The organism is Enterobacter sp. RHBSTW-00901 (assembly GCF_014103115.1).
In the GTDB taxonomy this organism is placed as follows: domain Bacteria; phylum Pseudomonadota; class Gammaproteobacteria; order Enterobacterales; family Enterobacteriaceae; genus Enterobacter; species Enterobacter cloacae_P.
Genome location: NZ_JABXPB010000001.1, coordinates 2,529,595 through 2,542,501 on the forward strand (window position 1 = coordinate 2,529,595; position 12,907 = coordinate 2,542,501).

Below are 12,907 nucleotides of genomic sequence, written 5' to 3' on the forward strand. Positions count from 1 at the left end.
CTATGTACCAGTTTGTACTGGGAAAAATCTCCACCCTTTGCGCGGACCCGCTGGCGTCAACGCTCGCAGACATGGCACCTCAGGGTGCGCGAAATGCCTCCTGGCTGGCGGGCAGGACGCTGCTCGCCAGAACATTATCCCCTTCCCCACTACCCGAAATCGTCTACGGTGAGCAGGGGAAACCGGCCTTCGTGGACGCACACCCGCTCTGGTTTAATTTGAGCCATAGTGGTGACGATATTGCGTTGCTGCTGAGCGATGAAGGTGAAGTGGGCTGCGATATTGAAGTGATACGCCCGCGTGAAAACTGGCAGGCGCTGGCGAATGCCGTCTTCAGTGTGGCGGAACATGCAGAACTGGAGCGCGAGGATCCGGAGGCTAAGCTCTCTGCTTTCTGGGGGATCTGGACGCGTAAAGAGGCGATTGTGAAACAGCGAGGTGGTAGTGCCTGGCAGATTGTCAGTATCGACAGCACCTCTCAGGCACATTCGGTCAGTCAGTTACAGTTTGGTTCGTTGAGCCTTGCCGTCTGCACGGCGACCCCTTATACCCTTACTGCCGGGTCTATTTTTCACCACGGCATGTCTGAGGCATAAAAATCACCAGCACACCCAGAATAATAAATCCGACGCCCATCAGACCTTGCCAGGAGAATTGTTCCTCCCTGCCGGGCAGTAAGATTGCCGCTCCCCACACCAGAATATAGCTGAGGCTCAGCAGGGCATACGCTTTGCTGAGCGCCATGCGATGCAGGGCCAGATACCAGCAGCCCATCGACGCCACATAACCCATCAGCCCCAGCATCAGCGCGCCCGTACCAGATGAGAAATGCCAGAGGGCAGAGATAAACGCGAAAATATCACTGACAGGCGGCAGCGCCAGCATGGCATGACGCAGTAAAAGCTGCGCCGCACTGACTAACACCACGCTGCATAAAGCCCAGAACGCACCTTTCACAGGCTTCCTCCCAGTAAAACAATCCCGACAATAATGAACCCGACGCCCAGCCAGTGATTCATAGCCACCTTTTCATGCCAGAATACCTTCGCCGCCAGCGTTACCCAGACAAAATTAAGGCTCAGCATGGGGTAGGCAATCCCGACAGGAAGACGCTGCAACACCACCAGCCAGACCAGCATACCCGTGCCCAGCGCCAGCAGAGCCAGCCCAATCCACAGCATGATATGCAGGCCACGCCGCCCGGCTTTCGCCGGACGGGTTGCTTGTTTCTGGCAAAGTTGTCCTGCGCAGCTTAACAGGCTTGCCAGTATCAGCCAGAACCAGGTCATCACTGTGGCAGATACTGCAGGTAGGCCAGACGGCCCTGAATGTACAGACTGTCCGGTTTTGGCAGGTTAACCCGCTTGAGGTCGTCATTTTTCGACATCAGGATCACCAGCGAGATTTTCCCCTTCTGGCGATGCTCCGCCAGCCATTGTGCGAAATCCTCACGACCCACAAAACGATCTTTCACATCCGGGAAGTCCAGGCCGTATCGCAGTTCGCCACTCTGACCAAACAGAATGATGTCATTACGCTTCAGCTCCCACGCCAGTCCGGAAGCCACCCCGACGTTGTTGGCCAGGACGAAGGTGCTGTCCTGAAGCGGGTCACGCACGGTATCCACCAGCGACTGCGGCTGCTTTGAATCGACCACCAGGTTAGGGATGGCAAAGCCAATCAGCAATGCAATACCGGCAGGACACAGCGCCGCCAGCCACCAGCGCTGTTGGCTCTGTCTGAGGGTAAACCAGCCCACGACAGCCCAGATGAGGAAAGCCACCACCGCACAGAAGACCTTATACAGCTCGACAGACGTCCAGACCGGGTGCTTCGACAATCCCCACGGAGAAACCACCAGCGCCGCCAGCACGCCGATGACGCCAAACGCGAGGTTGATGCCACCGTTAATGCGTAACGCTTTGGCCCCTTTTTCCGCCGCGATGCAGGCATAGCGCGCCATCAGGATCGCCAGCGGGGCAAAACACGGCAGGATATAGGTTGGCAGTTTGCCTTTGGCAATGCTGAAGAACAGCAGCGGCATCACCACCCATCCGAGCAGATAAAGCCCACCGCCTGCATTCAGCTGTCTTTCACTCCAGCCCAGACGCAGTGCGCCAGGCAGCAGTGCCAGCCACGGCAGGCTTCCTGCAATCAGGAATGGCAGGTAATACCAGAATGGAGCCTTGTGCTGCGCATCGCTCTGGGCAAAACGCTGAATATGTTCAACCCAGAAGAAGTAACGCCAGAAATCAGGTTCACGATGGGCAATCGCCAGCCCCCAGGGGAGGACGATTAGCACGCAGCTCAGGATCGCCAGCCCACCAAAAATCAGCACCTCTTTCCAGCGCTTCTGGGCAATCACCCACGGCAACACGCCAATCACCGGTACCGCCAGCGCCAGGAAGCCTTTGGTCATGACCCCCATGCCGCAGGCAAGCCCCAGCAGCACGTAGCCGCCCGCTTTTCCGGTAACCGTTTTTGCCTGCGAAGCCAGCCAGAAGCTGCACATCGCCGCCACCAGCCACAAGGTAATGATGGGATCCAGCACCGCATACGTGCCGATGCCATACACCAGGAACAGGGTTAAGAAGATAAGACCGGAGAAAAGCGCAACGCGCTTATCCCGCCAGAGATACCAGGCCATCCAGATCACCAGCAATACCGTTAACCCGGTCGAGAATATGACGCCCGCGCGCACGGCAAAGTTAGTGTGACCAAACAGCAGTTGCCCGATACTGTTAATCCAGTAGCCGGCAATAGGCTTTTCAAAATAACGCAGACCCAGAAAATGCGGTACAACCCAGTCTCCTGATGCCAACATTTCGCGGCTGATTTCCGCATAACGTGTTTCATCAGGTTGCCATAACAGGCGGATATCGACCGGAATGAGGTAGTAAACGATAAACAGTGCGAGAAGCGCTAAGCCATAACGGGCTGCTTTCATGGTACCGGACTCACGGTTTGTTGATAGCCAAGCCAGCCTTCCCGGCCAGCCATTTCATTACGCACAATTTTGCCACCAGGCAACGTGCTGAGATCGTCTGGCAGCATTTCGCTCAACGGGCAGAACTGAATGCCCTCCTGAGCGGCCATCGTCAACAGTGCATCGAAATCATGCTGATACGCGATCCCTTCCACTTCAGCGTGGATCGTATAGACCGGCGTACCGTTGTCGCGATGAATGCAGTCCAGAATATAGCGGTTAAACCCCTCGGCGCTCACCTCGCGCCCAACCACTTCATCCCAGGTGGGAAGCGTGACCGGGATTTGCACAGTACCCACCTTGTTTTCCCCTAACTGCGGTAAAAACGGGCCAGTACCGCGACAATCGCTATTGTAGCGAAACGCGAAGGGTTCTTTGGCTTTCACCACGCGCTGATCCGCACGCCATCCCGCGACGGCGGAACAACGCACAGGCTGGCAGATAATGGCTTCCAGCTCCATCACGCCGCGCTCGACTTCACGCGTCAGGCGCGAAATGTCCCAGACACCAGCCCAGGCTTGCCAGGCATGGTGATCCCAGGCATGTAAACCCACCTCATGACGCTGCGCTGCTTCGCGAATAATGTCTTCATTACCCGCGCCAATACGCCTGCCAGGCCATGCGGTTCCGGCCAGTAAAATATCCCAGCCGTACAGGGATGCTGCGCGCGAGCGCAGCATTTTGAACAGGAATGCCGGTTTAATCAGACGCCATAAATGGCGTCCCATGTTGTCAGGCCCTACGCTGAAGAAAATACTGGCCCGCACATCGTGTTTGCTCAGCAACTCCAGAAGTTTGGGTACGCCGTCACGCGTACCCCTGAAGGTGTCGACATCAATGCGTAAACCGACCTTCTTCATGATGTCTGTTCCGACAGCTCCACAGTGCGCAGGAAGAAGTCGAGCGTTTCATCAATGGTTTGTTCCATCTTAACGCCCGGTGCCCAGTTCAGGCAGCGCTTCGCATTGCGAATGCTTGGCTTACGGTGCTCAACATCCTGATAGCCTTTACCGTAGTAGCTGCTGCTTTCCACTTCACGGAAGCCCGCAAACGGTGGGAATTTATCGCGCAGTGGGTGGCGTTCAAAGCTTGCCAGCAGCATCTCAGCCAGTTCACGAATGCTCGCTTCGTTATCCGGGTTACCGATGTTGATGATTTCACCGTTGCAACGACCATCTTTGTTTTCGATGATGCGGAACAGCGCTTCAATACCGTCGCTGATATCGGTAAAGCAGCGTTTTTGTTTGCCGCCTTCGATAAGCTTGATCGGGGAACCTTCCACCAGGTTCAGGATCAGCTGGGTGATCGCACGGGAGCTGCCGATACGCGCTGCGTTCAGGTTATCCAGACGTGGACCCATCCAGTTAAACGGACGGAACAGAGTAAAGCGCAGGCCTTCTTTCTCGCCATATGCCCAAATCACGCGATCCAGCAGCTGTTTGGAGACGGAGTAAATCCAGCGCTGTTTGTTGATCGGCCCGACCACCAGGTTAGAGGTGTCTTCGTCGAAGTTTTTGTCGGTACACATGCCGTACACTTCAGAGGTGGACGGGAAGATGATGCGCTTATCGTATTTCACGCAGTCGCGGATAATCTTCAGGTTCTCTTCGAAGTCCAGCTCGAACACGCGCAGCGGGTTACGGGTATATTCAATTGGTGTGGCAATGGCAACCAGCGGCAGCACCACGTCACATTTTTTAATGTGATATTCAATCCATTCGGAATGGATGCTGATATCCCCTTCAACGAAGTGGAAGCGCGGGTTGTCCAGGAAGCGGCTGATGGCATCAGAGCCGATATCCAGGCCATAGATTTCGTAGTTATCGTCCTTCAGCAGACGCTCAGTCAGGTGGTTACCGATAAAGCCGTTCACACCGAGGATCAGCACGCGTGTGCGGCGTTTGATGGCAACAACCGGTGCGCTGGTGATCAGTGCCCCGGTGACCAGACCCAGAGACTGCGCCAGCTGTGTGCCCTGAACGTACAGACCGTTGTCGGTTTGTCCGGTAACGATCTCCAGCGCCTGTTCGCCACAGCTCACAACCAGTGGAGAAACAGAGACAACCGTACCCGGTTTTGCCGCTGGAATGTCGTCACGCACGCGGGATTTCCAGACGATAAACTTGCTAACCCCGGCAAAGCTGTATGCGCCTGGCCACGGATCGGTAACGGCACGCACCAGGTTGTGCAGCTGGCGAGCAGGTTTGTTCCAGTCCAGACGACCATCTTCTGGCTTACGGCGGCCAAAGCAGCTTGCTTTGCTCTCATCCTGGGCGGTTTCGCTGAAAGAGCCATTCTGAATGGCTGGCAGCGCATCGCGTAGCAAGGTTTGCGCCGTCGCGCAGAGTTTGTGATGAAGTTGCAGCGCCGTTTCATCAGCATCGATAGCCACTTTATGCTGCGCCACGATAGCGCCCGCATCGGCACGATGCACCATGCGGTGCAGGGTTACACCGGTTTCGGTTTCACCGTTAACCAGCACCCAGTTCAGCGGTGCGCGGCCACGGTAAGCTGGCAGCAGAGAGCCGTGGAGGTTAAACGCACCTTTGGCAGCCACGTTTAAGATGTCGTCGCAGATCAGATTGCGGTAGTAGAAAGAGAAGATCACGTCAGGAGAAAGCTTCTGAATGCGGTCAACCCACAGCGGGTGGTTCACATCGTCCGGGGCGTAAACCGGAATGCCGCGCTCTGCAGCAATGCGTGCCACGGAACCGAAGAAATTGTTTTCTCCCGCAACGTCCGGATGGGTAAAGATTGCAGCAATATCATAGCCCGCTTCCAGCAGGGCCAGTGTGCCCGTGCACCCCATATCGTGATAGGCAAATACAACAGCTTTCATGGGTGAATTTCCTCTTGAGACGCTTTGTGTTCCTGACGGACAACACGTTGAATAAAGTAGCGCGGACGTGCGCGAACATCGTTATAGATACGGCCGATGTATTCACCGAGTAAGCCCATACCAACAAACTGGGCACCGATGAACATGAACAGAACGGCAAACAGCATAAAGACCCCTTCCGCCGCCCACTGTGGGCCAAAGATCAGTCGCAAGGCGACCAACAGAACGGAAATCGCAAACCCGGCCACTGCGATGATGCTGCCGAAAACGCTCAGCAGACGCAGCGGCGTCGTGGTCAGGCAGGTGATCAGGTCATACATCAGGTTGATGAGACGCATAAAGCTGTACTTTGACTCCCCATGCTCACGCTCGGCATGCAGCACCGGGATTTCCGTCGCTTTACGGGCAAAGGTATTCGCCAGAATAGGGATAAACGTACTGCGTTCGTGGCAGTGCAGCATGGCATCCACAATGTGGCGACGATAGGCACGCAGCATGCAGCCGTAATCCCCCATCGCTTTACCGGTGGTGCGCTGGATCAGACGGTTGATAGTGCGAGAAGCCAGCTTGCGGAACAGGCTGTCCTGACGGTTTTGCCGCACCGTGCCCACCACGTCATAGCCTTCATCGGCTTTGGCGACCAGGCGCGGGATCTCTTCCGGTGGGTTTTGCAGATCGGCATCCAGGGTGATGATCAGATCGCCCGTCACGTGGCTGAACCCGGCCATAATCGCCGAGTGCTGGCCGTAGTTACGGTTAAGCAGTACGGCCACAATGTGGCTACCTTCAACCTGTGCGGCTTCGGTCAGCATCAGCGCGGAATTGTCGCTACTGCCGTCATCCACCAGCAGAATTTCGTAAGCTTTGCCCATCGTGTCACAGGCGGCCGTCGTGCGGCGGATCAGTTCGGGCAGGCTCTCCTGCTCGTTATAAACCGGGATCACCACGGAAACTTTTTGTACCGGCGGTGTACTGAACATATCAATTTCCTGCGAGCTGATGGAGTGCGGTAATGACACGGGTGGTGTCGTCATGAGTCATATCCGGGAAAAGAGGGAGAGAACAAATACGCGCGCTATTCCATTCAGAGTTCGGGAGCGATACATCCGGAAAACGCTCGCGGTAGTATTTTTGCGTGTGGGCGGCGCGGAAATGCAGGCCAGTACCAATGCCTTTCTCTTTCAGCGCAGCCATCAGGTTATCGCGTGAGATCCCACACCGGGCTTCATCAACACGAATGATAAAAAGATGCCAGGCGTGTACATGTGGCCAGGCCGGGATACTCAGTGGCTGGAACGGCGTATCTGCAAGTTCCAGCAGGTAGCGTTCGGCAATTTCCTGACGACGTTTGTTGGCATTCTTCAGTTTGCCTAACTGCACCAGTGCCAGAGCAGCGTTAATGTCCGCCAGGTTGTATTTGAAGCCAGGGGAGATAACCTCTGCCTGCGGCGCACGACCGTGCGTCTGGCGGTCATAGGCATCCACACCCAGTCCGTGGAATTTCAGGCTGCGGATCCGCTGCGCCAGTTGCGCATCATCCGTCACCACTAACCCGCCTTCGGCGCAGGTCATATTTTTAATGGCGTGGAAAGAGAAAATCGCGGTGCCTTGCCAGCCCACATGGTGGTCTTTGTAGTACGTTCCCGCTGCATGCGCTGCATCTTCAATGACGGGAATACCATGACGTTCACCGATAGCACGGATGGCGTCGATATCACACGGAGCCCCTGCATAGTGAACAGGTATAATCGCTTTGGTACGCGGTGTGATGGCAGCTTCGACGGCTTCCGGAGTGACCATCAGCGTATCTCTGTCTACATCGATCATCACTGGCGTTGCGCCCAGCAGAACGATCATATTCAGCGTCGACACCCAGGTCAGGGATGGCGTGATCACTTCATCGCCAGGGCCAATGCCCATCGCCATCAGCGTGACATGCATCCCCGCGGTTGCAGAGCTGACGGCAATCGCATGATGATTTCCCGTAAGTTGACAGAATGCCTCTTCAAGCTCCTGATTTTTCGGCCCAGTGGTGATCCAGCCTGACATCAAAACGTCCTGAAGCGCCGCAATTTCCTCAGCGCCCATCGACGGTCGCGAAAAAGGCAGAAAATCACTCATTATTCATTTCCTTGCTGTATTAAAAGCATCATCTTTTACTGCGCTGTCGTCATGGGCAGCTCAATGGGATCTTGCAAGATGGTTATTAAATAAATACCAAATAGAATTTAGTCGCCGCTTCATTTATGTCAACAAACCATCAACTAAGGCAAAGTAGCGTCCTTTTCTTAGGAAAGAATTAAGACATGCTTGAAGTGTAATGAGGTTAACATGAGAGGAAGGATAAAAAATCATTTAGCAACACCAGGATAGGTCAAATCGCTATGTTTTGATTTTTTTGTGAATATGCTCACGGCAAATACGCTTACATTTCAATCCGTTTACGTGAAAAACCAGAAAAGTAAATGAATGCTCAACCAATATAAAAATCCCGAAGGTTTTTGACTAAAAGAAGTCACCCCGGGAATTTTTATTAATGTGAATTATCGCGTTTCGTTAAGATTAGCAGAAAAATTATCAGGCCGTTCACCGGCTGAGCAGGCGATAATGCTGTCATTGTTCGCACCGCAGCCGCGTACAAAAGTGATTGTCGTATATTCATCAATGAGTTCCGTCAGGCTGCACTGCCTGCCACCCGGCGAGCAGTAATATAACGCTCTTGCCAGTAGTTATCGGTCAGGGTTGAAACCGTTACCCCCTGGCTGCTCGACGCGTGAATAAACTGGCTGTCGCCAATATAGACGCCCACATGTTTACGGTTCGGGCCAGTCTGGAAGAACACCAGATCTCCGGCCTTCAGGCGGTATTGCGCCACCTGTACACCGCGGTGGATCTGTTCGCTCGTCGTGCGCGGCAAATCAATATGTGCCGCATCGCTGAACAAATGCTGCATCAGCGCGGAGCAGTCCACACCGTGACGTGTAGTGCCCCCCCACTGGTAGTGAGTGCCTTTCCATTTCTGGTATTGATCCAACAAACGCGAGCGAAGCGGGCCAGATCCCTGATGAACCAGCGCGGCCTTCGCTGGAGAGATCGCCAGGTCGCTGTTCATTGATAACATCGACACAGGCAGTTGAAAACTCAATGCAGAAAACGATGCAAAACTTAACGAAAGTACTGAAATAAGAAGTCTGAAAGTCATAACAAAAGAAACAGTGAGTGAATTTTTCCTTACCTGTGGAGGCCAATGTTCCCCCGAAATATCTTTCGATGTGGTTATAATATGGGCAGCTCATTTTTCACCCAATCTTTATCGAGACCAAAACTGGACTCATTCCGGGGTCGCAAGATTGATAAAAAAATGCACGTGATCGAAGGACTGTCGGGGTAAAACAGGTAAACTATTAAGCAGAATGTGTATTTCAGCTAAGACGTATTTATGACCAATATGATTGCCGACGAGGCAGTAGCGAAGTCCAACGTGCTCTCTGTCTTCGACTTTGATGGCACATTGACGCACCACGACAGCTTTATCCCTTTCCTGCGCTTTGCCTTTGGTAAACGTTACTTCGCGGGCCGACTGGTGCGCATGGCGTTACCGACGCTCCATTGTGTACGCCGCAAACTGACGCGCGATGAGCTGAAAGAAGTGCTGATTAAAACGTTCCTGACGGGCGTGGATGAACACTGGTTACGTCAGCAGGCTGAAGCGTTTTGCGAAAAATACTGGGATAAGCTGATGCGCCCTGCGGGCGTGCTGGCCGTTGCAGCGGAAGTTAATTCCGGTGCGGAAGTGACTATCTGTTCCGCTTCCCCGGCGCTAGTGCTCCAGCCGTGGGCCGATAAGCTTGGTATTAAGTTGATTGGGACACAGCTGGAAGTCAAAAACGGTAAGCTGACCGGGCGTATCACGGGTAACAACTGCCGCTGTGCTCAGAAGGTGGCCAGGCTGGAAAAGGTGTACGGCAATCTGAACGATTACCACCTGCGCGCCTGGGGGGATACCCGTGGCGACCACGAACTGCTGGCGGCCGCACAGGATCCACACTGGCGGCATTTCCACCCTCCGCGCAAGCGCAAGAATTCGCCGCTCAAGGGTTAATCCAGTGCGGTCTGCTGCCCTCTCCCACGGGGAGAGGGCAACTTACCTTAGGCCTCTTCCCTTCCCGGGAACATGACACTCGCAATAATTCCCAGTGCCAGCACGCCAAGTACCACAAACAGGCTTGCCGTGGCATCAATGCTGTAACCGTGATGCCAGAAGTGATCGGTCGCATTGAGTCCCAGCTTGAAGGCCACGAAGAACAACAGCGCCACCACCGCTTTCTCCAGATGCACCAGATACTGCTTCAGCGCTTCCAGCACGAAGTAGAGGGTTCGCAGGCCAAGAATGGCGAACATCATTGCACTATAGATAATGAGCGGTTCACGGCTGACGGCAATAATGGCCGGTACTGAGTCAAACGCAAACATCACGTCAGACAGTTCCACTACTGCCACACAGAGCAACAGCGGCGTTGCGTAGCGCTTCGCCTTCTTCATGCGCCCGACCATCACATCCTGGTTCTCTGGCTTTTCAAGCTCCGCATCAACCTCTTTCTGGGTCAGAATAAAGGCATGACTGCTGATTTTCGGCCAGACAGGATAGAAGCGCTTCACCAGCCGATAGGCCAGATGACCGGAGTAATCTTCAACTTCATCACTCTCTTCATTGCGTTTGAGCATCATCACGGCCGTCCAGCCAACGATCAGCGCGAAAACCACCTCAACGTAAGGGCCCAGGCTCAACAGACTGGTGCCAATGGCAACAAAGATACCGCGGAAGACAATCGCCCCCAGAACGCCCCAGTAGAGGACGCGGTGACGGTATTTATCCGGCACACCAAACCAGGCAAAAATCGCCATCATCACAAACAGGTTATCGACGGAGAGCACTTCCTCCAGCGCGTAACCGGTGAGGAACAGGCTTGCCATCTCTGCACCGTGGTGAACATACAGGAACCCGGCAAACGCCATTGCCATCGTGAACCAAAAAATGGACCACATCGCGGCGCTTTTCAGTGAGACAGGTTTGTCATGACGATGCATGAAGAGGTCGATAAACATCGCCCCAACGGCCATCACAACAAAGACAACAACGGTTTCAGTCGGGAAACCGAGATGAGCAGCTGACATACACAACCCTTTTGGAAGACAAAACACAACACCATGCAGACTGGCATACGCCAGTAATTGAAAAGGGCGGGCTGTTTATCAGCCTCTTCACCCTCAAATCCGCAGCCATATCGGCTGCGCAAGGAGATGTACTTTACCTTACTACCCGGGGGTAGCGCATCTGTCGTTTAGGTACTCATCCCACGTAAACGCTGAAGGACCCCGACCAGCACCGCCACAGACCATCCCACCATCAACGCTCCCACCAGCCCTTCCAGGCCACCAATAACCCGCCAGTGCAAGGGTAAGGTGACATCGCCATATCCTACCGTCGCATAGCTCACCAGAGAAAAATAGAAGCTGGTGTTCCAGTCGTTAAATGCCTCAACCACAAAGTAAAACGCGGCGAAAAGCCCGGCTTCAAGAAGATGGGCGAAGATCATTGAAATGACAATGCCGACATTGCGTAATACAACGCGTATGGCAGAACCCACCTCCAGGTTGATGAATTTTAAAACACAAAACATCCACAGCGAATGGATAACCACGGTAAGGGTAAGCAAAATAGTGATGCTGAGTAATATCATGGGGAGTGCTCTGACCGGAAAAGAGGATTGCCCCGCGAACGCATCGGGGCATCTGAAATTGTTTCGCTGAGTCGAAGCTTAGTGGAACCGGGGGATAAAGTTGGTGCAATAATTGCTCAAGGTTATTATTTTTCTGCCAGCGCCTGCGCACACGCCCAGGCACTTGCCCATGCCCACTGGAAGTTATACCCACCGAGCCAGCCGGTGACGTCCATCACTTCACCAATGAAATAGAGACCTGGCAAGTTGCGGGCCTCCATCGTGCGCGAAGAAAGCTCATGCGTGTCGACCCCGCCGAGCGTCACTTCTGCTGTGCGATAGCCTTCAGTACCGTTTGGCTGGACGCGCCAGTGGGTCAGCGTTTCGACCAGGCTCTGCTGTTCACGGCTATTGAGCTGTTTGAGCGAGACATCCGGGATCTGCCCCAAAACCTGCAAACACTCCACCAGCCGTTTCGGTAACTGCATCGCCAGGGTGTTTTTCAGGCTTTGATTCGGGTGTACGGTACGTTGCTCGTTGAGGAATGCATCCAGATCGCAATCGGGTAACAGGTTAACCGCAACAAACTCACCCGGCTGCCAGTAGCTTGAGATTTGCAGCACCGCAGGGCCAGAGAGGCCACGATGAGTGAAGAGAAGATTTTCACGGAACACCGTACCGTCTTCCGCGGTAATCACCGACGGAACCGAGACGCCAGAAAGCGTCTGGAGCTGTTCCAGAAGCGGTTTATGCAGCGTGAACGGCACCAGACCCGCGCGTGTTGGCAGTACCTTCAGACCAAACTGCTCAGCAATTTTGTAACCAAATGGCGAGGCACCCAGCCCAGGCATGGAAAGACCGCCACTGGCAATCACCAGGTTATCGGCGCTGACGCTTTCACCGTTCAGGTGCAGCGTGTAACCCTGATCGTCGCGGGTCACGTCCAGCACTTCCGTACGCAGACGCATTACCACACCGCCCTTTTCACACTCGGCCACCAGCATGTCGACAATCTGCTGCGCGGAGTCGTCACAAAACAGCTGACCCAGCGTCTTTTCATGCCATGCGATGCCGTGCTTACCCACCAGGTCGATAAAATCCCACTGGGTATAACGCGCCAGCGCAGATTTGCAAAAATGACGGTTTTGGCTCAAATAGGCCGCGGGTTCGACATAAAGGTTAGTGAAGTTGCAACGCCCGCCGCCCGACATCAGGATCTTGCGGCCCGGTTTTTTACCATTATCCAGCAACAGCACACGACGGCCCGCTTGCCCGGCCATCGCCGCACAAAACATACCCGCCGCACCGGCACCTATTACAACGGCATCAAACCTTTCCACGTCAAAACCCTCTTTGTTAGTT

Annotated in this window: 13 protein-coding genes and 1 pseudogene; 2 read left to right on the forward strand and 12 right to left on the reverse strand. The window is 54.3% G+C overall.

Features of this window, described 5'->3' with window-relative positions:
* Positions 1–2 precede the first annotated feature (2 nt).
* The gene (gene acpT, locus HV318_RS12230; RefSeq protein WP_182272968.1) at positions 3–596 is read left to right on the forward strand and encodes a 4'-phosphopantetheinyl transferase AcpT; all 594 of its coding nucleotides are present in this window, start codon (positions 3–5) and stop codon (positions 594–596) included.
* Here acpT and arnF read toward each other — a convergent pair.
* The 9 genes and pseudogenes from arnF to HV318_RS12275 all read right to left on the reverse strand — a co-directional run bounded on the left by arnF (position 565) and on the right by HV318_RS12275 (position 9,027).
* Positions 565–957: a 4-amino-4-deoxy-L-arabinose-phosphoundecaprenol flippase subunit ArnF gene (gene arnF / locus HV318_RS12235; RefSeq protein WP_182272969.1), complete on the reverse strand. Its 393-nt coding sequence runs from the start codon at positions 955–957 to the stop codon at positions 565–567. The two genes, acpT and arnF, sit on opposite strands and share 32 nt — an antisense overlap.
* Entirely contained in the window at positions 954–1,289 is a 336-nt protein-coding gene (arnE, locus tag HV318_RS12240; RefSeq protein WP_182272970.1) for a 4-amino-4-deoxy-L-arabinose-phosphoundecaprenol flippase subunit ArnE, read from the reverse strand. Before arnE ends, arnF begins: the two co-directional genes overlap by 4 nt.
* Positions 1,289–2,947, reverse strand: coding sequence for a lipid IV(A) 4-amino-4-deoxy-L-arabinosyltransferase (gene arnT, locus HV318_RS12245; protein WP_182272971.1), 1,659 nt, complete (start codon positions 2,945–2,947; stop codon positions 1,289–1,291). Before arnT ends, arnE begins: the two co-directional genes overlap by 1 nt.
* Complete coding sequence (gene arnD / locus HV318_RS12250; RefSeq protein ID WP_182272972.1) at positions 2,944–3,846, reverse strand: 4-deoxy-4-formamido-L-arabinose-phosphoundecaprenol deformylase; 903 nt, start codon at positions 3,844–3,846, stop codon at positions 2,944–2,946. The genes arnT and arnD overlap by 4 nt, the downstream gene beginning before the upstream one ends.
* Positions 3,843–5,825: a bifunctional UDP-4-amino-4-deoxy-L-arabinose formyltransferase/UDP-glucuronic acid oxidase ArnA gene (arnA, locus tag HV318_RS12255; RefSeq protein ID WP_182272973.1), complete on the reverse strand. Its 1,983-nt coding sequence runs from the start codon at positions 5,823–5,825 to the stop codon at positions 3,843–3,845. Before arnA ends, arnD begins: the two co-directional genes overlap by 4 nt.
* Positions 5,822–6,805 carry an undecaprenyl-phosphate 4-deoxy-4-formamido-L-arabinose transferase gene (arnC, locus tag HV318_RS12260; protein ID WP_182274588.1) on the reverse strand — a complete coding sequence of 328 codons (984 nt, stop codon included), beginning with the start codon at positions 6,803–6,805 and terminating at the stop codon, positions 5,822–5,824. The genes arnA and arnC overlap by 4 nt, the downstream gene beginning before the upstream one ends.
* A gap of 1 nt (position 6,806) precedes the next feature.
* On the reverse strand, positions 6,807–7,946 hold the full coding sequence (arnB, locus tag HV318_RS12265; RefSeq protein WP_182272974.1) for a UDP-4-amino-4-deoxy-L-arabinose aminotransferase: 1,140 nt from the start codon (positions 7,944–7,946) through the stop codon (positions 6,807–6,809).
* A 422-nt stretch (positions 7,947–8,368) separates the two neighbouring features.
* Positions 8,369–8,500: pseudogene (locus HV318_RS12270) on the reverse strand (phenolic acid decarboxylase); the annotation flags it as partial.
* Positions 8,500–9,027, reverse strand: coding sequence for an NlpC/P60 family protein (locus HV318_RS12275; protein WP_182272975.1), 528 nt, complete (start codon positions 9,025–9,027; stop codon positions 8,500–8,502). The gene HV318_RS12275 and the pseudogene HV318_RS12270, both read right to left, overlap by 1 nt.
* Before the next feature lie 237 nt (positions 9,028–9,264).
* Here HV318_RS12275 and HV318_RS12280 point away from each other — a divergent pair, with 237 nt between their 5' ends.
* Positions 9,265–9,927 carry an HAD family hydrolase gene (locus tag HV318_RS12280; protein ID WP_182272976.1) on the forward strand — a complete coding sequence of 221 codons (663 nt, stop codon included), beginning with the start codon at positions 9,265–9,267 and terminating at the stop codon, positions 9,925–9,927.
* Between the two features lie 47 nt (positions 9,928–9,974).
* Here the strand turns inward: HV318_RS12280 and HV318_RS12285 are convergent, their stop codons facing one another.
* The 3 genes from HV318_RS12285 to HV318_RS12295 form a co-directional block, all read right to left on the reverse strand.
* Entirely contained in the window at positions 9,975–11,000 is a 1,026-nt protein-coding gene (locus HV318_RS12285) for a TerC/Alx family metal homeostasis membrane protein (RefSeq protein WP_182272977.1), read from the reverse strand.
* A gap of 167 nt (positions 11,001–11,167) precedes the next feature.
* Positions 11,168–11,566, reverse strand: a complete 399-nt coding sequence (locus HV318_RS12290; protein ID WP_182272978.1) for a potassium channel family protein — start codon at positions 11,564–11,566, stop codon at positions 11,168–11,170.
* A gap of 125 nt (positions 11,567–11,691) precedes the next feature.
* Positions 11,692–12,885, reverse strand: a complete 1,194-nt coding sequence (locus HV318_RS12295) for a BaiN/RdsA family NAD(P)/FAD-dependent oxidoreductase (protein WP_182272979.1) — start codon at positions 12,883–12,885, stop codon at positions 11,692–11,694.
* Between the last annotated feature and the right edge of the window lie 22 nt (positions 12,886–12,907).

What these genes read in the sequence shown, in the direction of transcription:
- acpT (WP_182272968.1), top strand. Translation starts at nt 3, where the DNA reads ATGTACCAGTTTGTACTGGGAAAAATCTCCACCCTTTGCGCGGACCCG.
- arnE (WP_182272970.1), bottom strand. Translation starts at nt 1,289, where the DNA reads ATGACCTGGTTCTGGCTGATACTGGCAAGCCTGTTAAGCTGCGCAGGA.
- arnT (WP_182272971.1), bottom strand. Translation starts at nt 2,947, where the DNA reads ATGAAAGCAGCCCGTTATGGCTTAGCGCTTCTCGCACTGTTTATCGTT.
- arnD (WP_182272972.1), bottom strand. Translation starts at nt 3,846, where the DNA reads ATGAAGAAGGTCGGTTTACGCATTGATGTCGACACCTTCAGGGGTACG.
- arnA (WP_182272973.1), bottom strand. Translation starts at nt 5,825, where the DNA reads ATGAAAGCTGTTGTATTTGCCTATCACGATATGGGGTGCACGGGCACA.
- arnC (WP_182274588.1), bottom strand. Translation starts at nt 6,805, where the DNA reads ATGTTCAGTACACCGCCGGTACAAAAAGTTTCCGTGGTGATCCCGGTT.
- arnB (WP_182272974.1), bottom strand. Translation starts at nt 7,946, where the DNA reads ATGAGTGATTTTCTGCCTTTTTCGCGACCGTCGATGGGCGCTGAGGAA.
- HV318_RS12275 (WP_182272975.1), bottom strand. Translation starts at nt 9,027, where the DNA reads ATGACTTTCAGACTTCTTATTTCAGTACTTTCGTTAAGTTTTGCATCG.
- HV318_RS12280 (WP_182272976.1), top strand. Translation starts at nt 9,265, where the DNA reads ATGACCAATATGATTGCCGACGAGGCAGTAGCGAAGTCCAACGTGCTC.
- HV318_RS12285 (WP_182272977.1), bottom strand. Translation starts at nt 11,000, where the DNA reads ATGTCAGCTGCTCATCTCGGTTTCCCGACTGAAACCGTTGTTGTCTTT.
- HV318_RS12290 (WP_182272978.1), bottom strand. Translation starts at nt 11,566, where the DNA reads ATGATATTACTCAGCATCACTATTTTGCTTACCCTTACCGTGGTTATC.